This is a genomic window from Arthrobacter sp. SAFR-179 (genome assembly GCF_059414945.1).
The window spans coordinates 1-25,449 of record NZ_JBPFDM010000005.1 but is presented as its reverse complement, the minus strand read 5'-3'; the positions used below and the strand labels follow the sequence as shown (position 1 = coordinate 25,449).

Annotated in this window: 21 protein-coding genes and 1 pseudogene; 5 read left to right on the top strand and 17 right to left on the bottom strand. The window is 65.4% G+C overall.

The window, feature by feature from the left end; translation table 11 throughout:
* Window positions 1-22 precede the first annotated feature (22 nt).
* The 5 genes and pseudogenes from ACR65K_RS10295 to ACR65K_RS10275 all read right to left on the bottom strand — a co-directional run bounded on the left by ACR65K_RS10295 (window position 23) and on the right by ACR65K_RS10275 (window position 5,144).
* On the bottom strand, window positions 23-685 hold the full coding sequence (locus ACR65K_RS10295) for a hypothetical protein (protein WP_440152660.1): 663 nt from the start codon (window positions 683-685) through the stop codon (window positions 23-25).
* A complete protein-coding gene (locus tag ACR65K_RS10290) occupies window positions 682-1,740 on the bottom strand; it encodes a DUF262 domain-containing protein (protein ID WP_440152658.1) in 1,059 nt (352 codons plus the stop codon). The genes ACR65K_RS10295 and ACR65K_RS10290 overlap by 4 nt, the downstream gene beginning before the upstream one ends.
* A gap of 246 nt (window positions 1,741-1,986) precedes the next feature.
* Entirely contained in the window at window positions 1,987-3,036 is a 1,050-nt protein-coding gene (locus tag ACR65K_RS10285) for a Swt1 family HEPN domain-containing protein (protein ID WP_440152656.1), read from the bottom strand.
* A 79-nt stretch (window positions 3,037-3,115) separates the two neighbouring features.
* Window positions 3,116-4,091, bottom strand: a pseudogene (locus tag ACR65K_RS10280) (ABC transporter ATP-binding protein); the annotation flags it as partial.
* Between the two features lie 12 nt (window positions 4,092-4,103).
* Window positions 4,104-5,144 carry an LLM class flavin-dependent oxidoreductase gene (locus ACR65K_RS10275; protein WP_440152655.1) on the bottom strand — a complete coding sequence of 347 codons (1,041 nt, stop codon included), beginning with the start codon at window positions 5,142-5,144 and terminating at the stop codon, window positions 4,104-4,106.
* A 182-nt stretch (window positions 5,145-5,326) separates the two neighbouring features.
* Here ACR65K_RS10275 and ACR65K_RS10270 point away from each other — a divergent pair, with 182 nt between their 5' ends.
* The gene (locus ACR65K_RS10270) at window positions 5,327-6,304 is read left to right on the top strand and encodes an alpha/beta fold hydrolase (protein WP_440152654.1); all 978 of its coding nucleotides are present in this window, start codon (window positions 5,327-5,329) and stop codon (window positions 6,302-6,304) included.
* 110 nt (window positions 6,305-6,414) lie between these two features.
* Here the strand turns inward: ACR65K_RS10270 and ACR65K_RS10265 are convergent, their stop codons facing one another.
* From ACR65K_RS10265 to ACR65K_RS10230, 8 genes are all read right to left on the bottom strand, one after another.
* A complete protein-coding gene (locus ACR65K_RS10265) occupies window positions 6,415-6,897 on the bottom strand; it encodes a nucleoside deaminase (protein WP_440152652.1) in 483 nt (160 codons plus the stop codon).
* Window positions 6,898-7,055: 158 nt separating this feature from the next.
* A complete protein-coding gene (locus tag ACR65K_RS10260; protein ID WP_440152651.1) occupies window positions 7,056-7,367 on the bottom strand; it encodes a putative quinol monooxygenase in 312 nt (103 codons plus the stop codon).
* Window positions 7,368-7,384: 17 nt separating this feature from the next.
* Window positions 7,385-7,825 (bottom strand): hypothetical protein, encoded by a 441-nt coding sequence (locus ACR65K_RS10255; RefSeq protein WP_440152649.1) that lies wholly within the window; start codon window positions 7,823-7,825, stop codon window positions 7,385-7,387.
* Between the two features lie 225 nt (window positions 7,826-8,050).
* Window positions 8,051-9,439 carry an NtaA/DmoA family FMN-dependent monooxygenase gene (locus ACR65K_RS10250; RefSeq protein ID WP_440152647.1) on the bottom strand — a complete coding sequence of 463 codons (1,389 nt, stop codon included), beginning with the start codon at window positions 9,437-9,439 and terminating at the stop codon, window positions 8,051-8,053.
* A 10-nt stretch (window positions 9,440-9,449) separates the two neighbouring features.
* Window positions 9,450-10,517, bottom strand: coding sequence for an LLM class flavin-dependent oxidoreductase (locus tag ACR65K_RS10245; protein WP_440152646.1), 1,068 nt, complete (start codon window positions 10,515-10,517; stop codon window positions 9,450-9,452).
* Window positions 10,514-11,548: a transporter substrate-binding domain-containing protein gene (locus tag ACR65K_RS10240; protein ID WP_440152645.1), complete on the bottom strand. Its 1,035-nt coding sequence runs from the start codon at window positions 11,546-11,548 to the stop codon at window positions 10,514-10,516. Before ACR65K_RS10240 ends, ACR65K_RS10245 begins: the two co-directional genes overlap by 4 nt.
* Before the next feature lie 9 nt (window positions 11,549-11,557).
* Window positions 11,558-12,382, bottom strand: coding sequence for an amino acid ABC transporter ATP-binding protein (locus ACR65K_RS10235; protein ID WP_440152644.1), 825 nt, complete (start codon window positions 12,380-12,382; stop codon window positions 11,558-11,560).
* Window positions 12,382-13,347, bottom strand: a complete 966-nt coding sequence (locus ACR65K_RS10230) for an amino acid ABC transporter permease (RefSeq protein ID WP_056331621.1) — start codon at window positions 13,345-13,347, stop codon at window positions 12,382-12,384. The genes ACR65K_RS10235 and ACR65K_RS10230 overlap by 1 nt, the downstream gene beginning before the upstream one ends.
* A gap of 394 nt (window positions 13,348-13,741) precedes the next feature.
* Between ACR65K_RS10230 and ACR65K_RS10225 the strand changes: the two genes are divergently transcribed.
* The 4 genes from ACR65K_RS10225 to ACR65K_RS10210 all read left to right on the top strand — a co-directional run bounded on the left by ACR65K_RS10225 (window position 13,742) and on the right by ACR65K_RS10210 (window position 19,333).
* Entirely contained in the window at window positions 13,742-15,706 is a 1,965-nt protein-coding gene (locus tag ACR65K_RS10225; RefSeq protein WP_440152642.1) for an FAD/NAD(P)-binding protein, read from the top strand.
* A gap of 37 nt (window positions 15,707-15,743) precedes the next feature.
* Window positions 15,744-16,283 carry a GNAT family N-acetyltransferase gene (locus ACR65K_RS10220; protein ID WP_440152641.1) on the top strand — a complete coding sequence of 180 codons (540 nt, stop codon included), beginning with the start codon at window positions 15,744-15,746 and terminating at the stop codon, window positions 16,281-16,283.
* Window positions 16,284-16,331: 48 nt separating this feature from the next.
* Window positions 16,332-18,110, top strand: coding sequence for a helicase HerA-like domain-containing protein (locus ACR65K_RS10215; protein WP_440152639.1), 1,779 nt, complete (start codon window positions 16,332-16,334; stop codon window positions 18,108-18,110).
* 230 nt (window positions 18,111-18,340) lie between these two features.
* Complete coding sequence (locus ACR65K_RS10210; protein WP_200946168.1) at window positions 18,341-19,333, top strand: hypothetical protein; 993 nt, start codon at window positions 18,341-18,343, stop codon at window positions 19,331-19,333.
* Window positions 19,334-19,461: 128 nt separating this feature from the next.
* Here ACR65K_RS10210 and ACR65K_RS10205 read toward each other — a convergent pair whose 3' ends face one another.
* The 4 genes from ACR65K_RS10205 to ACR65K_RS10190 form a co-directional block, all read right to left on the bottom strand.
* A complete protein-coding gene (locus ACR65K_RS10205; RefSeq protein WP_440152638.1) occupies window positions 19,462-20,280 on the bottom strand; it encodes a DUF559 domain-containing protein in 819 nt (272 codons plus the stop codon).
* Between the two features lie 220 nt (window positions 20,281-20,500).
* Entirely contained in the window at window positions 20,501-22,525 is a 2,025-nt protein-coding gene (locus ACR65K_RS10200) for an NHL domain-containing thioredoxin family protein (protein WP_440152636.1), read from the bottom strand.
* Window positions 22,525-24,684, bottom strand: coding sequence for a bifunctional copper resistance protein CopD/cytochrome c oxidase assembly protein (locus ACR65K_RS10195; RefSeq protein WP_440152634.1), 2,160 nt, complete (start codon window positions 24,682-24,684; stop codon window positions 22,525-22,527). The genes ACR65K_RS10200 and ACR65K_RS10195 overlap by 1 nt, the downstream gene beginning before the upstream one ends.
* A gap of 133 nt (window positions 24,685-24,817) precedes the next feature.
* Window positions 24,818-25,102 (bottom strand): HU family DNA-binding protein, encoded by a 285-nt coding sequence (locus ACR65K_RS10190; protein ID WP_011693739.1) that lies wholly within the window; start codon window positions 25,100-25,102, stop codon window positions 24,818-24,820.
* Window positions 25,103-25,449 lie beyond the last annotated feature (347 nt).

Here is a 25,449-nt window from a genome sequence, read left to right as displayed (position 1 = left end):
GACTCATCGGTGCTTCGGCGGATCAGGATTGGGCTTTACTCGTAGTCTCGCTAGAGGCTGAATACTCGAGTGAACTGTGAATCACCTTCTCAGCGTAATCCAGAAAGAAGGACAACACTTCGCGTCCTTTTATGGCACCCTTAGTCGGTCGAGACGCTAAAAACTCACCTACTGTCGGAGGGGTAACGGGGGGAGCGGTCAAGATCGATTCAAGCGCACGTATGTACTTGTTCATGCTCTCGGTGCTGTTGTGTGCTACATGATTCCGCAGGATTTTCATCCAGCCTAGTTGCTGACCAAAACTACCTAAACTCAATTCAATTGGATTGTCCTCTTTGAAAAAGATCCCGGATCGCTCACGGACCGTGCGAGCGTCGGACCAGTCAACCCAGTTGCTGCCGGACCCTAGGAGCACCTGGTCCACATGGGCTTTATCGCGAGGCACAAGGCACGACTCTACTTTGGCTCCTGCCAATGTACTGTCGCCCAACAAGTACGAAGTGAAGATAGCGCCAAGGGCGGTTTCGACGGCGCGAAAAGAACGCAGGAGAATCGACTCGTAGACCAAGAACTGCCCTGTCAGTGGGACACCTGATGCGTTGTCGATTGCACTTCTCAGGTCCCGACAGTCATTGATCTCCGAATTGAAACTATCAAATGCAAGCTGTGCGGAATAGTCATTCATGGGTGGAAGGAAGCGAAGCGTTGCGAGATGAAATGCGATCTCAGCAGCCTTTTATCTTGGTCCGTCGTGGCGCGTCGCGAAGCTTCAACAAACCGGTCCATTGATTCCCCCCCAGTACGCAAATCGCCCCTAACGTACTCATCATATTCCGCAGATATCCCGTCCAGAACTAGGCGCACCTCCTTGGGAGTCAACGACCGGTACTCGCTCACATCGAGATCTGGTGACTGAAAAAGCATATGAGCAAGGGATACAAATAGGGAATAGAAAAGGTGTACCCGGTTAAAATTTGTTAGAGCCAGATCTTGAGGGTCATATGTTTCGCCAATAAATGCCATAACCGCAGAAAAGCGCTTTGCAGCGCGAGCAACATCCGGCTCATATTCCTCCGAATCGTACTTTTTGTACAAACTAGGTATCTGCTTCTTGGCAGAAACACCGTCTAGCAGGGCACCCAACAGGTCAGCGGAAAGTTCGACCTCACCCATACGGGCAACCTTTGGCTGAGTTAGAACTCTTGCATCCAACCAATAGGCAGCAAATCGATGACCGATCTGATGAGCTGTAGTCTTGAAACCGCCAAGATAGGTGGCATTCAAGAGTTCTGTTTCGTTCAGCTTCACAGAATAGGTGTTGAGACGAGCAAAAGTGTCCAGTAATTCACTTAGCTCGGTTTCGAAAAGAACATCTACACCAATCTCGTATTGCCAGAAACTCTTCTTCACCTCATCGGGAAGATCATCATACACATGACCGGCGAACTCCTCGTTATGACCACGCAGGACGGAAAATGTATTATCTAGAAATTCAAGAATTGCACGTAACCGCTGTTGACCGTCAACAACAGTTCGAACGCTCTTACCATCTACTAGTGATTGTGTGATCAATACCTTTGGCATTGGCTTCCCACGCAGTATGGTGTCTATAAGATAAGATTTGGCCTGTCGACTCCATACTGACCGTCTTTGAAAATTTGGGTCCAGCACCAAGCGTCCGGCAGCATTCCATTCTGCAAAATCAGAAATACTATAGGCGCGTGTGTCGAAATTCTTCACATATCTCCTGATCGGTTCGCATAACCGCCCGCTTACGGGCTCGTGAAACGTAGGGTTTTCCTGTTAATAGCTTGTCTTACCGCAGCATTACCGCGGCAGTGTCCTATGTTACTTCTAAAGGACCCGATCCGGCAGGAAACTAGCAGAGTTGGCGACATTGATTACCTCCAAGCTCCAAGCACGTTCAGCACACACAGCAAACGTGACTTGTTCCACGCCGTCGGCTAATCCTTCCGTTGCGCGGTCCTACCAATCGGGGAGAGTCCTAACTGATCCCCCGGTACCGAAAATTGAGACAGGCAGTGTCGACTCGTCTATCACTGTCCATGCCGAGCCTGAAGTTATCTTGTAGCTAATTTCCCTGGCATTCCGCAGCCACTGCATCGTTGGAGGACGTTCACCGTATGAGGGCGAACTTAGCACTGCATCAAAGGCGCTACCGATCGCATCTGCTACGGCATGGGGATCCTCCACGGCAGAAAAGGTGAACGTGAGGTGATTCGGCGACTCCGCCTCAAGGTACAAAAGACAATCATTAACAGGAGGAAAATAACTGCTTCTCCACAGTGCTTCGATATCTATTGTGGATTTCCTGGAGTAGAAGTCGGCGTGCCACAGCATCCCCGCGCCTCCGTCCGCTAGAACGGAGGGCGCCGCCCAAGGTCGCCTACTCTTGTGGAGTTGAAACGAGACGTCATACTGGTTCTCGCCATGACTCAGCAGCCGCATCGCATCCAAATGTTTCCCGTTGGCCCAGCCGTCTGCCACGGGATCCATGTGCTCAGCGGGCAGCACTCGTCGCCGCCGGTTGAAGCTTGCCACAGTTATGAAAGCGCCCCGCTCAAGGTCTCGTAGGGCCTGTTCCAACCGAGCAAGGTCATCCGGATGTGCCTGGCGCAAGTGGGCGATTCTCCTTCGCACCATATTCAGTTCGCTTGCGTGCCCTTTCCATGTGTCTAGTCTCGGCAATGCAAATTTGAACAACTCCCACTCGTCGATAAGAAGGTCCGAAAGCTTAGGAAAGTCGAGATAGGCCAGTGGATTTTCGCTATCACGGCCCAACATGTGCGTCCATTCGGCGTCCTTCAGCTGATTGTTGTTGGATCCCGAGAGCTTGGTCGTCCAAGACCTCCCGTATCTTGCCCTGAGCTCTACGTAGGCGAGCTGTCGGAGCCAGTCTTCAAACTGCCACCAGCGGCCATACAAAACCAATGCCTTTTCACTCAAGCCAAACCTACTGAGTGAATGAAGCTGTTCTAGGGCTGAAGGGGAAAGGTCATCGTCATCGAGATCCATAAATTGGATGATTCCACAAGCCAGTTCCGTCTTGCTAAAGGACTCCTGCGAAAGAGTTCCATTTTAGCCTTGAGGCGAGTCAAACCTCCGCCGCTGGAGCCGCGAACTGAGCCTCATACAGCCGCGCGTAAGCCCCGCCGGCAGCCAGCAACGAGGCGTGCGTCCCCTGCTCCACGATCTGGACGGCTTCCATCACTAAAATCAGGTCGGCGTCGCGGATCGTGAACAGCCTGTGGGCAATCACAAAAGAAGTCCGGTCGGACCGCAAAGCACTTATCGCCTTCTGCACCACCTCGGTCCGGGTGTCCACCGAAGACGTCGCCTCGTCCAGGATCAACACCGACGGCCGGGCCAGGAACGCCCGCACAATCGTCAGCAGCTGCTTCTCCCCCGCGGACACGTTGCCACCTTCGTCCTCCAACACGGTGTGGTACCCCCTGGCAGTGACCGCACAAACCGGTCCACGTAGGTCGCCCGGCAGCCTCCAGGATCTCGGCTTCGGCAGCCCCAGGCCGGCCGTACGCAATTTTGTCCCGGATGGTCCCGCCGAACAGCCACGTATCCTACAGCTCCATCCCCAGCCGCGAGCGCAGCTCGCGCCGCGGCACCGAGGTGACGTCCACGCCGTCGAGCGTTATCCGCCCCGCGACCAGCTCGTAAAACCGCATCATCAGGTTCACCAGGGTGGACTTGCCCGCCCCGATGGGGCCCACAATCGCCACCGCCTGCCCCGGCTCCGCCACCAACGACCGCCCGGAAATCGGCGGTTTGTCCGGCGAATAGGAAAAACGACACGTCCTCGAACACCAGCCCGCCCCCGCCCAAACACAGGACCGGCAGACGGGGCAGGCTCCCGCCGCCTCCTCGTCCTCATCCAGCAGCGAGAACACCCGCTCGGCCGACGCCGCCCCGGACTGCAGCAGGTTGACCATGGATCCCAGCTGCGCCAGAGGCATGGTGAACTGCCGCGAGTACTGGATGAACGCCTGCGCGTCGCCCAGCTGCATCGCCCCGGACGCCATCTGCAGACCGCCCACCACGGCGATCCCCACGTACTAAGAAGGAGGCTAGTCGCCTTTACCGGTAGCCCAGCCCAAAGCCGGACCCAGCTTTCCCGCAATATCGGTCAGGATCTGGACGTAGTCCGCGTGGTCGAAGCTGAAGGGCAGGGCGAACGCCACCTCGTCCACTTCCTGAAAGCCAGCGTGGGCGTACAACTGCTCCGCGATCTCGTCACTGGTGCCGATCAGGTCCCTAGCGAACATCATGCCCCTCGGCCCCTGCGGCGTAGCAGTGCGGGGCGTGCGTTCGTTGACATACCGCTGGTACTTCGCCCGCTGGGCAGGCGATGCCGAATCGGTGGGGATGACCACCAGGCCCTGCGAAACCCTCACCCCGCCATGCCCTGCCTCTGCTGCCGCCTCCCTGAACGCCCGGATCTGCGACTGCTGGACGAGGGCAAAGTCCACTTCTTGGTCCTTGTCCGGGAAAATCACGCTGCTGGAGAGCAGGTTGAGGCCGTTCGCACCGGCCCAGACAGCTGACTTCGTGCTGCCGGCCCCATACCAAAGGCGATCGCGCAGGCCGGGCGAGTGCGGCTCCACGCGGTTGGAGAACTCCTCCACCACCCCTTGCTTGCCGGAAAACTCCCGCACCGACTCCCCCGCCACCAAGCGGGCAAACCGCTCCACCCGGGCGTAGCTGAAGTCCTCCACGTCGGCCGTATCCGGGTAGAGCTCGTGCTTCACCGTGTCGTACTGCATCGGCTCCCCCACACTCACGCCGGGGTTGATGCGCCCGCCGGCGAGCAGGTCCACGGTGGCCAGGTCCTCCGCCAGGCGCAGCGGGTTCTCCCAGCCCAGCGGCGTCACGGCCGTGCCAAGCTCAATCCGGGAGGTGCGCTGACTGGCAGCTGCCATCACCGCCACAGGAGATGAGATGCCGAACTGCAGATGCCGGTGGCGCAGCCAAGCACTGTCGAAGCCCAGCCGCTCGCCCAGCTCGATGATTTGCAATGTGGACTCGTGGCCCGCTGCGGGATCAGTGGGATCGAACAGGCCAATCGTGAGGAACCCCAGCTTCCGCAGGGGACGGGTGGGATGCGGCATCGGCTTCCTTCAAACGCAGGGACGTGGCTGATTTTCAGACTAGGCGGTGGGCCATCCCATGAACCAACATTCCCACGGACCCGGAGCCTCCACACAAGAAACACCTACATCCTTGACGGCACCGTCCATCCCAAGGTTAGGCTCACCTCGAGCGGGCGACGGCGCCGCCACAGGAGGAATACATGTCATTGCAGGAAATCGAGTTCACGTCCGCCAACGGCCGCGACAAAATCCAGGCGTGGGTCTACGAACCAATCGGTCAGCCCAAGGCGATCGTGCAGCTGATCCACGGGCTCGGCGAGCACTCCCGCCGCTACCTCCACCTCATCTCCACCCTGGTGGACGCGGGATTCATCGTGGTGGCAGGCGACCACTCCGGGCACGGGCGCACGGCGATGCAGCAGGGCACCTGGGGCGACGCCGGCGAGGATGCCGCCAGCGTGGTGGTCGCGGATGAGGTCACCCTCCAGGCCAAGGCCAGGGAGGCGCTCCCCCACCTTCCGTACGTGGTGTTCGGCCACAGCTGGGGATCCATGATCGCCCGCGGCATGGCCGTCGATCCGAGAACACAGCTTTCCGGCCTGATCCTCTGCGGAATCGCCGCCCAAATGCGGGGCATCGAGAAAATGATCAACCGGCCCGAACTCGCCCGGCTTGCCTCCGGCGAGCGCGCCACGGAGCCCGCACCCCCGGAACTGGTGGGCCAGTTGTTCGACGGTTTCCTGGGCCGCTTCGGCGAAAACGCCGGCCCCACCGCCTGGGTAGCGCTGGACGTTGACGTCGTTGCCGACCACGGCAGGGACCCCTTCAACAACTTCGGCGCACCCCTGAGTGCGCGGTTCCTGCAGGGCTTCGTGGACCTCTACGACCAGGTCACCTCCGACGACTGGTACAAACAGCTCCCCGCGGAACTCCCCGTCCTGATCCTCGCCGGCGACCAGGACCCCGTGACCAACTACGGCGAAGGCGCCTACCACGTGGCCAACCGCCTGGCTGATTCCGGCCACGCGGACGTCCGCACCCGCGTCTTCCCCGGCGTACGCCACGAGGTGCACAACGAACCCACCACCCGCGCCGAAACGGAGCGCGAGACGGTTGAGTTCATCCAGCGGGTCTCGCACCAGCGGCAGGAGTCGCCAGCACCGTCAGCTACAGCCTGACGGCCCCGGAGGAAAGCAGCCCAACGGAAGGGTCGACGACGGCACTCAGCTTGCCGCCGTCGTCGTCCCTTCCAGCAAAGCCGGCCAGCGGCGGCCGGCTCAGTGGGCTGCTAGGCGGCGTCCTCAGCGATGTCCTCCGCCCACAAGTCCGGGTTGTCCTCCTGGAACGCACGCATCATCTCCACGCACCGCGGATCATCCAGGACCACCACCTCAACACCGCGTGAGCGCAAAAGGTCGAACTCGCCGTCGAACGTTCGCGCCTCCCCCACCACCACCCGAGGGATCTTGAACTGGATGATCGTTCCCGTGCACATGGCACACGGGGCCAGCGTGGTGTAAAGCGTGGTGTCCCGGTAGCTCTTCTGCCGGCCAGCCGCGCGGAGTGCGGACATTTCCCCGTGCGCTATCGGGTCGCCGTTCTGGACGCGTTCGTTGTGTCCGCTCGCGATGACCACACCGTCACGGGCGAGTGCTGCCCCGATCGGGATGCCACCCTCTTTGAGGCTCTTCTGGGCAGCCTGGTACGCGGCTTCGAAGGCAGGGTCCAGGTTCGCTGGTGCAGCAGCAGACGCTTGGGATTCGTCAATCATGCGGCCATTGTCGCATGGCACCGTCACTGGAAAATCAGACCGCTGCTGGTTCCAGGGTCTCGCCATCGATGAAATGGGCGCCGAGCTGGGTTGCTAGAGCCTGGCCCCCGGGGGTCTCCCTGCACACGAGACGCCGATAACCACGATGCACTGGGCCGTTACAGTGCGCCCTGATGAGCGGTACCTGCGGGGATGGGGGTCAGGCGGGTGACCTCGACGGGTTCGGCCAGGAGTCCTTCGAGGGAGGCGTTGAGCCGTTTGACGGCTTTCCCGGCGCCGTGGGCGTCGAGCAGCTTGGCGCTCTCCCATTTTTCAATCATGATGATTTGGCCGTTCGGCGCATCATGGATGGCATACAGGAGGCACCCCGGTTCTTCGTGGACCTCGGCGATAGCTGGCTCTAGGGCTGCAACAACTTGGCCGCGGGCGCCGTCTTTGGGCGTGAATACTGCGGTGACGATGACAGTCATGTTGGTACCTTATCGTGTCAAGCGCCCGCTGAGGTCCGGCTCGGGGAGGTTTTCATTGCGCGGTTCCGGTCCAGGATCAGCGCGAGGGCAATTCCGAACATCCAGACGTCCTTTGCCAGCGCGGTGCCCTGCTGGCTTGGCCGGATCCCGTCCTCCAGGGTCATTTCCGGAATCCTTCGGTACATGGTGAGAAGGGATCCGGAGAAGAGTCCCAGGCCCAGCCCGGCCAGCCGGCTCGGCACGAACGGCGCCAGGAGCGTTGCACCCAGGGTCATCTCGGCGTAGCTGAGCAGCTTTCCGAACGTTTCCGGCTCCATCCAGGCCAGCTGCGGGTACACCTTGGCCCCCATGCCCTGCATCTGGGCGGCGCTGTCCTTGTCCAGGTTCCGCTTGCTGTAGCCGGCGTTAAGAATGAATGTTCCGGTGGCCAAGCGGAGGGGAATATGGCTCAGTTTCATCATTAAAGTTTAGTCCTGCACCTCCGGCCCGGCCTAGGAACTACGCCCACTGCTCCCACACCGTCAGCTGCAGCCTGACGGTTCCAAGCCAAGCACCTTCCACGGAAGGGTGGACGACGGCGCTCACGTTGCCGCCGTCGTCGCTCCTCCCAGCGAACCCGGCCCCGCCGGCAAAGCCGGCCCTTCCAGCAAACCCGGCCCTTCCGGCGAATCCAGCCCAGTGCATCAGGCGGTGACCGCCTGGGCAGCCGTTTCCGCAGTACGCACCGGCGTCTCCAGCCCGAGGTGCTCACGCAGCGTACTGCCGCGGTATTCGGTGGGGTACACGCCGCGTTCCTGCAGCTGCGGCACCAGGTGGTTCACGATGTCGTCCAGGCCGGTGGGGATCAGCCACGGCGAGATGTTGAATCCGTCCACCGCACCCACCCGCGCGTACTCGGCCAACTGGTCCGCCACAGCGGTGTAGGAGCCGGTGAAGGTGGCATCGATCCGCGCGGTCTTCGAGGTGACGAACTGCCGGATGGACAGCCCCTTGTCCTTGGCCTCGGCCCGCCACTGGTCCGCCAGCTGCCGCGCCTTGGCACCGTGGAAGCCGCTGCCGCGGGTCTCGGACGTCTTCTCCACCACGGGATCGATCTCCGGCAACGGCCCGTCCGGATCGTACCCGGACAGCTCTCGGCCCCAGAACTGCTCCAGGTAGGCGATGGCCTGCTGCGGGCCGATCTGCAGGCTCCGCACCCACTCCTTCTTTTCCGCCGCCTCGGCATCAGTGGGCGCCAGGATGAACTCGCTGGCCGGCATGATCTGCACGGCATTCGCGCCGCGTCCTGCGGCCACGGACCGCTCCACCAGGTCCTTCCGGAACTCCACGGCGTCGTCGAACTTGGGGTGTGCTGAGAAGATCACGTCCGCCTGACGGGCCGCGAAGTTGCGGCCTTCCGGCGAGTCGCCGGCCTGGAACAGCACCGGCCGGTACTGGGCGCTGCGCGGCAGCCGCGGCGTCACGTCCACCGTGTAATGCTGGCCCTCGTGGAGCACCCGGCGGGCGGGACCGTCCGGCGTTTCCAACGAATCCCAGATCCGCTTGGCCGTCTCCACGAAGGCCTCGGCATGCTTGTAGCGGTCGGCGTGGTCCAGGTACCCGCCGCGGCGGAAGTTCGCCCCGGTCCAGGCGTTGTCCGTGGTCACGATGTTCCAGGCCGCACGACCGCCGGAGATCAGGTCCAGCGAGGCCAGCCGGTGCGCCAGGTCTGCGGGATCGTTGTAGGTGGTGTTCTGGGTCGCCACCAGGCCGATGTTCTTGGTCACCGACGCCAGCGCAGCAAGCATGGTCTGCGCGTCAGGCCGGCCCACCACGTCCAGCGCGTGCGGCCGCCCCAGGTGCTCCCGCAGGCGCAGTCCCTCGCCCAGGAAGAACGCGGCGAACAGCCCCCGCTCCGCGGTCTGCGCAATACGGCGGAACGATTCGAAGTCCGTCTGCGAACCAGATTCCGCCGCCTTCCAGATGGTGCCGGAGTTCACGCCCTGGAAGAAGACACCGAACTGGATCTGGCCACTGGGTTTGAAAACGTCCGGCACAAAGGTGTCGGATTTAGCACGGATGTGCTGTGTCATGGTGTTCCCCTTACTTTCCGGCGCTGGCATGCGCGGCGGAGGCGGTTGCATAGCGGCTCACCGGGTGCGGAAGCCCCAGCAGGTCCCGGAACGTGCCGTCCTGGACCACCGGGCGGAGAGCTCCGCGGCGGCGCAGGTCCGGCAGGACCAGCCGGGCCAGTTCTTCCAGGTCAACAAAGAGCGACGCCGGGTGCAGCCGCACGCCGTCGGCCTCCGTCAGGAGGTCCGTCAGAAAGTCGGTGAGACCGGCAGCAGACCCCGCGTAAACAGCACGGCCGGAATCAAAGCCAGCCGCCCGCCCGCCCGCAGCCTGCCCGCGGGCGTCCAGGACGACGTCGAGCTCGGCGACAACCGCAACGGACGCACCCACCCGGGCCCGGACGTCGCGGATCTCGGCCGCCAGCAGTTCCGCCGTGGGCGCGGACACCAGCACGGCATCCACGGCATGCGCCGGAACTTCGCCAATCAGCGACGCCGGCACCAGCACCGGCAACTGCCCCTGCAGCGGCCGCGGAATGATGGACGGCCCCTTGACGGAATACGCGGGACCCGAAAAACCGGCAGGCGTCTCAAAATCGGCATAGTGCAGCTTGTCCACATCGATGTACCGCCCGGTGGCCACATCGCGGATCACGGCGTCGTCCTCCCATGAATCCCACAGCCGCCGGGATACCTCGATGGACGCGGCGGCCTCCTGCCCCAGGGCAGCACCGGTCGCGGAAGTGCGGCCGACGGCGGCAGCAGCCTCCGGTGATTCGGCCGCCGTCGCGATCCACCCGGCCCGGCCGCCGGACACGTAGTCCAGGCTGGCCAGCTGGGTGGAGACGTGGAACGGCTCGGTGTAGACGGTGTCCACCTCGGGGACCAGGGCGATGGTGCGCGTGACGGGCCCGGCGAAGGCCGCCCGCTGCATCGCGTTGGCCCGGCCCGGCGCCGGCGCGTCGGTGAAGGTAGCGGCGTGGAAGCCTGCCGACTCCGCTGCCAGCACGGCCCGGGTGATGTCCGCGCCGTCCCAGCCGGCACCGTCGAGCTCGATGGCGAGGAAGCCTTGCCTGTTTGAAGGGTGTATCGCGTTCATGATGCCTTCCCTGACGGTGTGGCAGACGGAGTGGCCTGCGTGGCCGCGAAGTTCTCTTCGGTGATGGTCTTGGATTCCGGCAGCGCTTCCTCGGACAGGCCCCAGCGCTCCAGGATCTTCCCGTAGGAGCCGTCCTTGATGACTGAGTTGAGCGCCTCGGAGATGACCGGCGCCAGGCCGTTGCCGCGCAGGGTCGTGGCGGCCACCAGGGTTTCCGACGGCCAGCCGGCGTTGACCTTGCCCACCACCTTCAGGTCGTCGCGGGTGTTCTCGCGGTACACGGTGGACGGGTACGGCGCAATGTTCAGGTCCGTCCGGCCGGAGGACAGCGCCAGGATGGTGTCGGCATCGGACGAGTAGTACTGCAGCGTGGCCGGCGCCTTGCCCTTGGACTCGAGCTCCTTGTTCCACGCCAGCAGGATCTTCTCCTGGTTGGTCCCGGACCCCACGGAGACCTTCAGGCCGGAGATGTCGTCCGCACCCTTGATGTCATACGTGGCCGACTTCTTCGCCTCGAAACCCATGTACGCGGCCCGGTAGGTGGCGAAGTCGAACAGCTTCACCCGGTCCTTGTTCACGCCCACGTTGGAAAACACTGCCTCAAAATCGCCGGACTGCGTCTTCAGCGGCCAGTTCTCCCACGACGTGACCCGCACGTCGAGCTCCAGGCCCAGCTTGTCCGCCACCAGCTGGGCGATGTCCAGTTCGGAGCCGATGGGCGTCTTGTCGTCCGTGGCGTGGAAGGACAGCGGAATGGACCCGGCCGTGGTGGCCACGGTCAGCTTGCCGTCCTTCCCGATCAGCGCGGGGACCTTGGCGGCGAGCGCCGCATCCTTCTCCGCCCGGATCCGCTGCTGGTCCGGGGAGGTGTTGTAGACGACGCCGTTGCGGGCCGCCGTCGTCTGCGCTCCTCCACTGGGGTTGCCGGCGGCTGATGCACCGGGGTCGGCGCACCCGGCGAGCGCGGCCGTGCCCAGGAGGACGACGGCGGGAAGCACCGCGAGTGCGCGGCTGCGGGTTGGGAATGCCATGGGTGGTCCTTAGATGTTGAACGCCGGTTCCAGCACCTTGGAGAAGAAGCTCCGGGTGCGTGGTTCCTGCGGGTTGCTGAAAATGTCCTTGGGGGTGCCCCGTTCCACGATCTGGCCCTGGTCCATGAACACCACGGTGTCCGCCACGTCGCGGGCGAAGCCCATCTCGTGCGTGACGATGATCAGCGTGGTGCCGGACGTTGCCAGTTCGCGGATCACGTCCAGCACCTCGTTGACCAGCTCGGGGTCCAGGGCGGAGGTGGGTTCGTCGAACAGCAGGATCTTGGGGTCCAGGGCCAGGGCGCGGGCGATGGCCACGCGCTGCTGCTGGCCGCCGGAGAGCTGGCGCGGGTAGGCGTCCGCCCGGTCCTTGAGCCCCACGCGGTCCAGGAGTTCCAGGCCGCGGCGGCGGGCCTCCTCCTTGGAGCGGCGCGCCTTGCCAGGCTGATGGGCGACGACGGGTGCTTCGGCCACGTTTTCCAGCGCGGTGAGGTGCGGGAACAGGTTGAAGTTCTGGAACACCATGCCGATCTCGGTGCGCTGCTTCAGGATCTCCTTTTCGCGCAGCTCGTGCAGCCGGTCGCCGCGGATTTCGTAGCCCACCAGCTGCCCGTCGATGGTGATGTGCCCGCCGTCCACCTTTTCCAGGTGGTTGATGGTGCGCAGCAGGGTGGATTTGCCGGAGCCGGAGGGGCCCACGATCACGGCAACCCCGCCCGGCTCGACGGTGAGACTCACGCCTTTGAGGACTTCCGTAGCGCCGAACGACTTGCGGACGCCGGTGATTTCCACCAGGCCGCGGGTGGCTGGAGGGGCGGTAAGGGTCTCAGTCATCAGAAGTTCCTCCGGTTGGGGACCGCCGCGTGGGTGGCGAAGAATTTGCGGGCCTTCTGCAGGGGCGTCAGCGGCAGGTTCCGCACCGCGCCCTTGGAGTAGTGCCGTTCGATGTAGTACTGGAAGACGCTCAGCACGGACGTGATCACGATGTACCAGAGCGTGGCCACCAGCAGCAGCGGCAGGACCTGCTGGGTGCGGTTGTAAATGACCTGGACCGTGTAGAACAGCTCGGAGTAGGCCAGGACGTAGACAATCGAGGTGCCCTTGACCAGGCCGATGATCTCGTTGAACGCGGTGGGCAGGATGGCCCGCATGGCCTGCGGCAGCACGATCCTCGTGGAGCGGCGCCACGCGGGGATGCCCAGCGCGGCCGCCGCCTCCAGCTGGCCCTGGTCCACGGACAGGATGCCGCCGCGGATGATCTCGGCCGAATAGGCGGCCTGGTTCAGGGTCAGTCCCAGCACTGCTGCCGCAAACTGGCTGATCAGTGTGGTGGTCTGGACCTCGAAGAACCGGACGTCGGTGAAGGGGATGCCCAGGCTGATTTTCTCGTAGAGGTAGCCCAGGTTGTACCAAAGGAGCATCTGGACCAGCAGAGGCGTGGACCGGAAGATCCAGGAGAACGTCCAGGACACCGAGACCAGCAGCGGCGACGCGGAGAGCCGCATCAGCGCCAGGATGAAGCCGAGCACAAACCCGAGGACGCCCGAGATGGCAGTCAGCTTCAGGGTTTCCACCAGTCCGTTGACCACGGACTGGGCGGTGAACCACTGCGCCACCACGCCCCACTCCCAGCGCGGGTTGGTGGCCAGGGACCACGCCACCGCAAGGACACCGAGCGCGACGACGGCCGTCCCCACCCAGCGCCACGGATGCCTGGCTGCCACCACCCGGTAGGACGAGTAATCCGCCGGGATCCGGGCGGAGACACCAGTTTTGTCCGGTGGCGCTGCCGGCGGCACTGCCGCGGCTTGTTCCGGCAGCGCCTGTTCCGATTGCGGCTGGGCAGGTTGCTGCTGGTTTGACTGCGCCACCCTGGTTGCTGAACTCACGGGCCACCTCACTTCTCATTCCTGGACTGGAGCCGGGTTGCCCGGCGTCGGGGCGGCTGGCCCCGGGTGCTGGCTGCAAATCTAGGACCGGCCGGAACGGGCCAGCAAGGCGCCGGGTTGCAATACTTCACGGGGCTTCGCACGGCGTCATGAGTCGGTTTTTTGCGTCTTTTAACCCGCTGTGACGCGCGGTTAACGGCCGTGACCATGCGCTCGACCGCCGTCGTCACGGCTGCCTAGCATGGGCACTCCGACGGCGGCTTCCGCACCGTCCCTGCACCCCAAGCACCCGTCAGGAGAGCCCATGCCAGCCACCATCCCGGCCATCGTCTTCATCGGCGGCGGACCGCGCACGGCGGGTGTGCTGGAACGGATTGCGGCCAACCGGCCGGAGGTCTTCGCCGGCCCGCTGCAGATCCACGTGGTGGAGCCGCACATCCCGGGGTCGGGCCGCATCTGGCGGTACGACCAGGACCCGGGGCTCCTCCTGAACTCGATGGCCGCGGACATCACCATGTTCACGGACGCGTCCGTGGACTGCGAAGGTCCTGCCGCGCCCGGCCCGGGGCTGGCCGAGTGGGCCGCCGGCGTGCTGGACGCCTCCATCATCGACGTACCGGACTTCCCGCAGCCGCTGTGGGACCAGCTGCGGGCCCTGACCGGCACCACCTTTCCCACCCGCCAGCTGCAGAGCCAGTACCTGGAGTGGTTCTTCCGCCGCACGGCCAGGTCCCTGGGGCGCAGCGTCACAGTCCACCGGAGCACCACCGTCGGCATCACTGAGCTGGCAGCCGGCGGCCACCAGGTGGAACTGGCCAACGGCCGCAGCCTGCACGCGGGCATCGTGGTGACCGCGCTAGGGCACACCGACTCCCGCCCGGACGCCGTCTCCGCCGGTTTCACGGACTTCGCCGCCCGGCACGGCGGATACCACGCGGCACCCAGCTACACCAACGACGTCGACTACTCCCCCATTGCCCCCGGGCAGGACGTGATCGTGGCGGGGATGGGCCTGGCGTTCGTTGACCTGCTGGTCCTCCTCATGGAAGGGCGCGGCGGCAGGTTCCAGGAGACGGACGACGGCGGGCTGCGCTACCTTCCGTCCGGACGGGAACCGGTGCTGTGGGCCGGGTCGCGGCGGGGCGTGCCCTACCACTCCAAGATCTCCGCGGTGCTGCGCGGGCAGGCTCCCGGGCCGCTGCAGTTCTTCACGAAAGCCGCGGTGGACTCCTTGCTGCAGCAGCACGGCGAGCTGGACTTCCGCCGGCACCTGTGGCCACTGATCGCCAAGGAAGCCGGCCACTACTACTACCGGGAGCTGCTGACTGGAAGCCCGGAACGCGCCGCCATGGGCTGGGACGAGTTTGCCGCAGCCTACGCCGGACTGGACTGGTACAGCGCTGAGCGTGCGGACCTGGTTGCCGCTGCCGTCCCGGATTCCGGCCTGCACCTGGACCTGGAGCGGCTGGACCGTCCCTTCGAGGGCCGCCGCTTCGCGGGCCACCGGGACGTGCAGGAAGCCGTGGCTCATTACATCGAGAATGACCTGGCGCTGCGGGACAGCCCGGACCACCCGGAGACCCTTGCCCTGTTTTTGGCCCTGCTGCACGTCTATATGGAGGTGGGGCGGGTGGTTCCGCCGGAGCGGCTGAACGCCCGCTCGCAGCAGATGATCCACGGCGGGTGGCACGGCTTCTTCAGCTTCGTGGACTCCGGTCCGCCGCCCCACCGGCTCCGCCAGATGCTGGCACTGCACCGGGCGGGCCTGCTGCAGTTCCTGGGTCCGGGCCTGCAGGTGTCCGCCGACGACGCCACCGGGTTGTTTGTTGCCTCGTCCGCGCAGTCGGGGGTGACCGTCACGGCCACGGCCCTGATCGAGGCCCGGCTGCCGTCCACCTCGGTGGCCCGCTCGCTCAACCCGGTGCTTGCCTCGCTGTACGCGAGCGGCCTCGGCAGCGAGCAGCAGCTGCTGACCTCCGACGGCATCCACTCCACCGGGAAACTCCTGGTCTCCGCGCAGCACCAGCTGGTGGGAGCCGACGGGAAACCGCGGCGCACCCTCTTTGGCATCGGCCCGGGAACCTCCGGTTGGGGCGCGGGCGCCTTCGCCCGGCCCAACACCAACGCCGCGCCGTTCCGGGAGAACGATGCCCTGGCCCGGACCATCCTCGGCCTTGCCCGTGACCTGACTGCCCAAGACCCTGCTGTCCGTGACCTGTCCGGCCGGGCCACAATTACTCCAGAACCAGCCGCCGCCGGAAAGAACTGACCGGCAACAATAAACGACCAGTGACAAGGAATGACCAGTGACCGCAGAACCCCACCTTCGTCCCAGGCCGCTTGACCCTGCCAGGCTGGCCGTCCTCAGCCTGCCCATGCACGATCCGCGCGTCCGGCCGCTCCTGGACGAACTCGCCGTCGAATACGACACCCGCTACGGGGACCTGTTCGGACGCTCCGCTGCCACGGAGGAACTGAACCGATACCCGGCAGCGGAATTCGAGGAACCGCACGGCGCCCTGCTGATCATCCAGGAGGATGGTGAGTCAATTGCGGGAGGCGCGTTCCGCCGGTATGACGACACCACCGCGGAACTGAAGCGGATCTGGACGCACTCGGCCCACCGCCGTCGTGGTTTGGGCCGGCTGGTGCTGGCCGAGCTGGAAGCCCTGGCTGCCGCCCGCGGCTACACCAGGCTGTACCTCACCACCGGCCCGCGGCAGCCCGAAGCCAGGCACCTCTACCTCACCACTGGCTACGAGGCGCAGTTCGACCTGGACGCCGACCCCGAAACCATCGGGCCGCTGGCCTTCACCAAGCAACTGGCCACCGCGCCGAAGGACTGACCGCCCGGGCACCGCCGCATCCGGGGCATCCGCCGCTAAGCTGGCGCCATGGCCACCAAAACCACAGCAGAGAAGCTTGCCACCATCCAGAAGGGCTACACGCTGGAAGGCCCCACGATTGAGCTGGGGGCCGCCATCATCGACGGCGAGCTCCACAAGGACGCGCCGGTGCGGCTGCCGCTGGCCATGATGAACCGGCACGGGCTGGTGGCCGGTGCCACGGGTACGGGCAAGACCGTCACCCTGCACATGATGGCCGAACAGCTGTCCACCGCCGGCGTCCCCGTCTTCCTGGCCGACATCAAAGGCGACCTCTCCGGCCTGGCGACTGCCGCCGCCGGCAGCGACAAACTCACCGCGCGCACGCAAAGCATCGGCCAACCGTGGCAGGGCAAGACCTTCCCCGTGGAGTTCCTGGCGCTGGGCGGCGACGGCAACGGCGTCCCGGTGCGCGCCACGGTGACCTCGTTCGGGCCCATCCTGCTCTCGCGGATCATGGAGCTGAACGACACGCAGGAATCGAGTCTGCAGCTGGTGTTCTACTTCGCGGACAAGAACGGCCTGGAGCTGATCGACCTCAAGGACCTCCGCGCCGTCATCCAGTTCCTCACCTCGGACGAAGGCAAGGACCAGCTCGAGGAACTCGGCGGCCTGTCCAAAGCGACCGCGGGCGTGATCCTGCGGGAGATCGTGACTCTGGAAGCGCAGGGGCTGGAAAAGTTCTTTGGCGAGCCGGAGTTCGATACTGCCGAACTGCTGCGCACCGCCCCGGACGGGCGCGGCGTGGTCACCTGCCTGGAGCTGCCCACCCTGCAGACCAAGCCCATGCTGTTCTCCACGTTCCTGATGTGGCTGCTGGCGGATTTGTTCGAGGACCTGCCCGAAGCGGGCGACCTGGACAAGCCCAAGCTGGTGTTCTTCCTGGACGAGGCCCACCTGTTGTTCAACGGCGCGTCCAAGGCCTTCCTCGAGGCGATCACCACCACCGTCCGGCTGATCCGGTCCAAGGGCGTGGGCATCTTCTTTGTCACCCAGACGCCCAAGGATGTCCCCGCCGACGTCCTAGGCCAGCTGGCCAACCGGGTGCAGCACGCCCTGCGCGCATTTACCCCCGAGGACGCCAAGGCGCTCAAGGCCACGGTGTCCACGTTCCCGCTCAGCGACTACGACCTCGAAGAGACGCTCACGTCCGCCGGCATCGGCGAGGCCGTCATCACCGTCATGAACGAAAAGGGTGCGCCCACGCCGGTGGCCCTCACCCGGCTCCGCGCTCCCGAGTCCCTCATGGGCCCCAGCGACGAGGCGCTGGTCCGCAGCACGGTGGCCGGTTCGGCGCTTCTGGGCAAGTACGGAACCGCCGTGGACAACCCGTCAGCGTACGAGAAGCTTTCCGGCAAGGCCGCCGCACCCACTGGTCCGGCGGCTGGGTCTCCTGCCGCCGCATCCGAGGCGTCCGGCGGGTACGACGTGGATGCCGAAGCCCGGCGGATCGAGGAGGAGATCCTGGGCCGGCCCAGCAGCAGGCCGCCGCAGGTGCCGGTGCCGCAGGATCCGGAACCCCAGTACGGTGGGCCCCAATACTCTGAACCCCAGTACAGCGAGCCGGCGGCATCCAAGCCCCGGGCAAAAGCCCCGCGGGCACCCCGGACGCGCCAGCCCCGGGAGCCGCAGGCACAGCCCGGCGGCATGATGGGTGACCTCGGCGGCGTACTCGGGGGTGCCCTGGGCGGCGGGCTCAAGAGCATGGCGCGGTCCATGGGCACGCAGCTGGGGCGCGAACTGCTCCGCGGAGTGTTCGGCACGTCGTCCCGGCGCCGCCGCCGCTGAGGCTGCCGCTCCCGGCCCTGCCGTTCGCGACCCTGACACCCCGGCCCTGCCGCTCCCTGCCCTGCACCTCACAGCCCTGCACCGGGTGTCCCGGGGACCTGCCCAAGGTTTCCTGTTGACGCTGTCCCGGCGGCCCGGCGTCGGGCGTTAACCCGCCGTCGCCCGGCAGATTAGGGGGGACCCTAACTTTAGTGTGTGTCCGCACTGCCGTTACTGTAAGGAACGTGCAGATGAGTCAAGCGTTGGTGAGGATTGCGGCCGGATGGCTGCTGGGCCTCATGCTTGCCGTCGCCGGAGCCGTGGTGGCCATCAATGTGGTGAACAATACCGTGGCCAGCCCGCAGCAGCCCGTCAGGGAGTATCTGGATGCCCTGAAGAGCGGCGACGGGGGGCGTGCGCTGGGGCTCCTGAAGGCCGCCGTTCCGCCCAGCAACGCCGCCATGCTGGATGGCCCCGGGTTGCAGACGTCAGCGTCCCGCGTTGCCAATGTGGCCATCGGCGACCCCCAGGAACGTCCGAACAACCAGGTGATGGTGCCCCTCGAGTACACCATCGACGGCAGCCGCCTGCACACGGAATTCCTGCTGCAGAAGACCGGCACCGAGTGGCTGTTTTTCAACACCTGGGCGTTCGTCCCGTCCCGGCTGCCCACGGTTGACATCACCGTGGTCAACAGCAGCGAGGCCACCGTCAACGGCGTCCCGGTCAACATGCCCAACGGCCGCAACTCCTTTGCCGTGTTCTACCCCGGAGAGTACGAGGCATCCCTCGACGGGCAGTATTTCTCGGCACCGGCCAGCCGGGCCACCGTCACCTCCAAGGACACCCCGGTGGCGCCGCTCAACCTGCTGACCCAGGCCACGGACAAGCTGAAGAACGATGTCGCAGCCAAGATCCGTGAATTCCTGGACAGCTGCGCGGCGGAAGCCGTCAAGGAACAGAAGCTCCAGCCCGACTGCCCCTTCTACTACACCAGCAACAACAGGGTCCGGGACGGCAGCATCAAGTGGACCGTGACCGAGTACCCCGGCGTATCGGTGGAGCCGTTCGACGGCCGCTGGGTGGTGGCACCCCTGGACGGCAAGGCCAAGGTGGAGGCGCTCCAGCAGAACTCGTTCACCGGGGCCTGGTACCCGCTGGACCAGGAGGTGGACTTCAGCTTCACCACCCGCCTGGACGTCGCCGGGGACACCGTCAAAGTCACCCCGATGCTCAGCTTCTAGCCCCTCCGGTCAGTCCGCGTCACGCCAAGCACGCTTTCAGCCCTGGTGCATGCCGCCGCCCTTGATTTTGCAGGGCTCCTGCAACTCCACCGAGGTGAAAACCTGCTCCGCGCGACGCCGCCGGCTGGTTACCGCCGCCGTTTCAGGACGGCAAGCACCTCCGCGACCATCTCCTGCGGCCGGAACACCACGTCGGTGTAGTAGTAGCGGAGTGCCGTGTACCCCTGCAGGACCGACTCATTGTTCCGACGATGGTCCTTTTGAACCTGTTTCCACTCCGCGTGATGCCTCCCGTCCAGTTCCACCACCAGCCACCCGTCCAGCAGCAGGTCCACATACCCCACCCGTTCCAGGTACACCTGCGCCTGCACGTGGATTCCTGCCTGCCGGAAGTACGTGCGGGCCAGCGTTTCGAGGAGCGAATCCGCCCCACTGTCCACCCAGTCCAGGACGGCCCTGGCCCTTCCGTTGCGATGTCCCGGTAAACGCTGGCGCAGGAAATCCACAGTCATGTCGCCCCGGGTTACGGCGCACTCCACCATGACCAGCGATTCCGCAAAGGACAGGCATCGCAGTGCGTGGATCAGCACATCTGCCAGAGCGGCCACAGGCTGAAGCCGGGACGGCGGCAGGAGAAGTCCGCTGTGGTGGACGGCGTCGCCACACACAGCGTCTTGCCGGCGGTGATAAACGTGGCGCCTTCCGTCCGAGGGCAGCGACCAAAGGCTGTAGGCAGCCGCAGCGCTGGAACACGTCAGCAGCTCCCGGTTCCGCAGCACGGCAACCAAGTCCGGAGGCGCCGTCGGAAGCGCATAAAGCCCTCGGTCCGGTTGCAGCACCCCGGCCCTTACCGCCCGCCGAAGCGCGGCGTCCTCCACTCCCAGCCTTGCCAGGGCTGGCCTCCGCGCGGCTCCACCGCAGACTTCCAGGGCTTTGAGGGCATCCATGCGGCCATGCTGCCCAGCTCCTGAAGGTGGCCGACAGCCTGCCCCAGGCCTATGTGGACAGCAACGGACTCGGTCCGCGTCACGCCAAGCACGCTTTCAGGGCCCTCGGATACCGGAAACCCCGGAATTCCGCGGTTGCCATGAAACCGGAAACGCGAAAGGCTGCTCCCCGTGACGCAGGGTCACAAGGAACAGCCTTTCAGCACAGCGGCCGAGCGGGTCAGTCCATGCCGCGGAGGTCCAACACCAGTTCGGTGTCGCCGTCGGCCTGCAGGACCACGGGGATGCCCCAGTCCTGCTGGTACAGGTGGCAGGCGGCGTGGTCCGGGATCTCGCCGTCCTCGGTCTCCGGGCCGTCGCAGGCCGCGGCCCGGGCGGTAATGTGCAGCACGCCCTCGGGAACGTCCGCGGACAGCTCCAGGGTGCGCAGCAGTCCCACGGAGGTTCCGCCGCCGGACACCAGCAGTTCCGGCGGGGTGGAGGAGATCTTCAGCTGGGTGGGGTCGCCCCAGCGGTCGTCGAGCTTCTGCCCGGTGGGCGCGGTGAAGCGGACGGTCAGGTCCAGCGGTCCGGGAGCCACGGGGCTCTTGGGCCGGTGGGTCTGGGACGCGCCCTCATCCACCTGCTGTGCTTCCTTGGGAATGGGAACGTACACCAGCTGGTGCTTATTCGCCTCCACCACCACCAGCAGGGGCTCCGAACCGGCTGACTGTGTATGATCCACGATCACGTCGGAGGGTTCTGCGAGGCCGCGGGCCAGCGTGGACACGGTGCCCGATGCGGGATCGTAGCGGCGCACTGCCCCGTTGTAGGTATCCGCGATCGCCACCGAGCCGTCGGGGAGAACGGTTACTCCCAGCGGGTGCTGCAGGCGTGCTTCTGCCGCGGGGCCGTCGCGGAAGCCGAAGTCGAACAGGCCTTTGCCCACCGCGGATTCCACGGTGATGGTGCCGTCATCGGCAATGACCAGCTTGCGCAGGGCGGAGGTTTCGGAGTCCGCAGCCCAGATGTTGCCGTCGGCGTCCTCGGCCAGGCCGGACGACTGCGCGAACCAGGCCTCATGGGCGGGCCCGTCGAGCAGGCCTTCGAGCCCGTTGCCGGCAATGATGGCCACGGCGCCCGTAATGGGATCGAAGCTGAAAATCTGGTGGGTGCCGGCCATGGCCACCACCACCGCGTTCAGCTTGCGCGACCACACCACGTCCCACGGCGAGCTCAGGGCAACCTCCAGCGGATCGCTGCCCAGGGAGCCGCTGAACCCGGCGCCTTCCTCGTCCACACGCGCCGGACCGGTCTCCAGCAGGCGCTGGATGCCGTTGCCGGCCAGGGTGGAGGCCTTTCCGTCCGTGAGCGAGAGTCCGCGGAGGCGGTGGTTGACGGAGTCGGCAATGACGACGTCGTAACCCGCCTTGGCTGCCACATCTTCCGGGAGCAGGACCAGGCCCTGGGGCTCGTTGAACTGGGCACTGGCGGTGTCCCCTGCGGCAGGCCCGTCGGCATAGCCCTTGACACCGGAACCGAAGGTAGCCAGGACGGTCTGGAAATCGGTGCCCAGTTCCACCAGGCGGTGGTGGCCGGTGTCGGTGACCAGCCAGGAACCCTTGTCCGCGGCGCCGCCGGCCGTGGCACCTGCGGAAGAGCCGTCGTCGGACGTTCCAGCCAATGCCGTGGAACCGCGTCCCGCCGGCAGGAACAAGGCCTTGCCGGGGAAGCGGAGGGTGCCGGAGGTCGCCTCGGGGGCCACGTACGGGCCGGAGCCGCGGTGCAGGGTGCCCTTGGCCTCGTGTTCGGCGATGAGCTCGGGGATCAGCACGGCGAGCCCGTCCGCGTGGCCCTCACCGGAGAGGTGGGCCACGATGTAGCCCTCGGGGTCGATGACCACCAGGGTGGGCCAGGCGCGGGCGGTGTAGGCCTTCCAGGTGTCCAGCTCCGGATCGTCCAGCACGGGGTGGTGGATCTCGTAGCGCTCCACGGCTGCGGCCAGCGCCACCGGATCGGCCTCGTGCTCGAACTTGGGCGAGTGGACCCCCACCGTCACCAGGACGTCCGAGTACTGCTCTTCCAGCGGCCGAAGCTCATCCAGGACGTGCAGGCAGTTGATGCAGCAGAAGGTCCAGAAATCGAGCAGCACGATCTTGCCGCGCAGGGCCTCGAGGTCCAGGGTCTTCCCGCCGGTGTTCAACCAGTTGCGGCCCACCAGTTCGGAGGCCCGGACCCGGGCATGCGTGCGTACGGTTTCGCTCATCAGCGTCCTTCCAGCTTGTTGCGTTCAGCCAGCTTGGCGTCGCGTTCGGCCAATTTGGCAAACATATCGTTGTAAGCGGTCAGATCGGCGTCATTATTCCTGTCCGCCGCGCGGTCCACCCGTTTGGTCTCCCGCTGGTCTGACCTGGACCACATGATGGCGACGCCGATCGCCACCAGCAGTGTTGGCACCTCGCCGATGCCCCAGGCCACCGCGCCGCCGGTCTGCTGGTCAACCAGGGCCGACGGTCCCCAGGCGCGGCCAAGGTTGCCAAAGTAATCCGCAGCCAGCAGCCCCGTGCCGCCCATGATGGAGACGCCGAAGAAAGCGTGGAAGCCCATGGTGGCCAGCAGCAGGAGCAGCCGCATGGGGTACGGCGCACGGAGCGGCAGGGGGTCGGTGCCGATCATGCTCAGCACGAAGATGTATCCGGTGAGCAGGAAGTGCAGGTTCATCAGTTCGTGGCCCACATGCTCGCGCATGGCGAAGCCGAACAGGTCCGAGTAGTAGAACAGCACGATCGAGCCGGCGAAGTTCGCGGCCGCGAACAGCGGGTGGGTGACCAGCTGCGAGAACTTCGAGTGCACGAAGACCAGGAGCCATTCCCGCGTGCCGCGTGAGCCGTCGCCGCGGGCGGGCAGCGCACGCAGGGCAAGGGTCACCGGGGCGCCCAGCACCAGGAAGATCGGGGCCACCATGGTCAGGGCCATGTGGTCCACCATGTGCGCGGAGAACAGGACGCGGCCATAGACCGACGGCGGCCCGGACGTGATGTAGGTCAGGACCAGCAGGCCGATGACCCAGTTCAGGGACCGGAACCACTGCCAGGAGTCGCCGCGGCGGCGGACCTTGGCCACGCCCAGGAAGTAGGTCACCAGGCCGAAGAGGGCCACGCCAACCCAGAGCCAGTCCAGGCGCCATTCAGTCAACCAGCGTTCGGGCGTCAGCTCCGGCGGCAGGTCATAGCCGCTGAGGATGAAGGCGGGCGAGGCATTGGGCGCCGGTTCGCTGGGCTGCGGCGGGGCGGAGCGGCCCAGCGCCACGGCAATGCCGGAGGTGGCGCCCATGATCAGCAGCTCGGCCAGCACCAGCTGCCAGAGGACGCGCCGCGAGGACAGGGTGGAGCCCTTGCGGCCCAGCTGCGGGATGACCCACTGCCGGTGCATGAAGCCGATGCCGCCCAGCACCACCGCAGCTGCGCTTTTGGCCAGGATCAGCTGGCCATAGGCGGAGCCGAAGAGATCAGACCAGCTGGTGACGCGGATGCTGGCGTTGATGATGCCCGAGGCGAAGACCAGCACGAATGCAAACCCGGCCAGGGCGGAGAACCGCCGGAGCGTGGGTTCGGTGATGTCCGTGACTGCCCCGGCCTTGGTCCCGGTGAGGATCCCGGACAGCAGGGCCAGGATGATGATGCCTCCCACCCAGGTGCTCACGCCCACCAGGTGCAGGCCGAGCGAGTTGATGGCGCCCTCGTGGTCCGAGGAGCTCGACGAGTGGCCGATCAGGGCCGTGGGGACCAGGCCGATGAGGGCCAGGATGAGGGTCAGGGCCAGGCCGCCCAGGGACCTGACGCCGAACAGCGCCGTGGTCACCACTGCGGCGATGATGATGACGGCAAGCCAGGCCCGGCCCGTTTCGATGTCCGTCATGAAATACACCAGGGCCTGGGTGAACGCCGGGTCACCGGACAGCCCCTGCCCCGCAACGTCGGCGTAGGTGAGCACCAGGACTGCGATGGCGGACAGGGTCCACACGGCACCGGCGACGGCGGCCACAGCCAGGACGCGGGTAAAGGCGGGATGTTCGGGTGCATCGTTCCCTTGCGCGTCCCGGTCGCGGCCGCGGGCGTTGAGGCCTTTGGGAAGAATGCCGACGGCGAAGATCAGGCCACCGACGACCGTCGCCAGGGAGACGTTATGGACGGCCTTGCTGACGGGCAGGCCCCAGCGCACCAAGGCGCCGGGGTCGGACACGCTGCGGGCCGCTGCAGCACCGGAGAGCAGCAGCGCCGCTGCGAGGCCCAGGAAGAGTGCTGCCAGGCCTGCAAGCTGCCAGGGCACGGGGATCCCCCGGCTTCCGGCGTCCCGGACCGCAGCTCCCTTGCCAGGATCGGACTGGGGCGCGGTGGAACGTGGTTTTGCGGCAGAAGACACCATTCCATTGTCCGCTACGCCTGCCCGGGCCGCGAATCCGGGAGTAAATGCCAGTGGGCTGTTAAAGCGAAGGAGCGGCAACCCAGGGGGTTGCCGCTCCTTGTTCCAGCCGGCTGAGTGCCGGAAGGGACAAGCCTTACTTCTTGGAGACTGCAGCCTTCAGCTTGGAGCCGGCGGTCAGCTTGACGCTGTGGCCTGCTGCAATCTGGATGGTTTCGCCGGTCTGCGGGTTGCGGCCGGTGCGGGCTGCACGGTCGGTGCGCTCCACGGCGAGCCAGCCCGGGATGGTGATCTTCTCGCCCGCGGCGACAGAAGTCTCGAAAACCTCGAACAGTGCGTCGAGGACGGAGTTGACGGCAGCCTGGCTGGTGCCGGCCTTGCCTGCTACCTCTGCAACAAGTTCACTACGGTTCTTAGCCATTTATGTCCTCCTGGACGATTTTGATTCTGAAGCCTGCACGCGGCATGCGTACAAGCCACTGTCCGAAAACTTACCAGCTTGGGCGCTTCTGGTCCGCAAATTCCGCGTGTTTCCGCGACTTTTTGAGGTTAATCACCGATTCTCAGGGCCGTTTTCAGCCCTCGGCGGAAGGTGCACTGCTTCTGGCAGGTTTACCCGGGGTAGCCGTCCAGGTCCTGGGCTTGTTAAATGTGGGAAGCCCCAACCATGTGCTGGTTGGGGCCTCGACCATTAATGTGTGTCCGGCGGTGACCTACTCTCCCACACCCTCCCGGGTGCAGTACCATCGGCGCTGTGGGTCTTAGCTT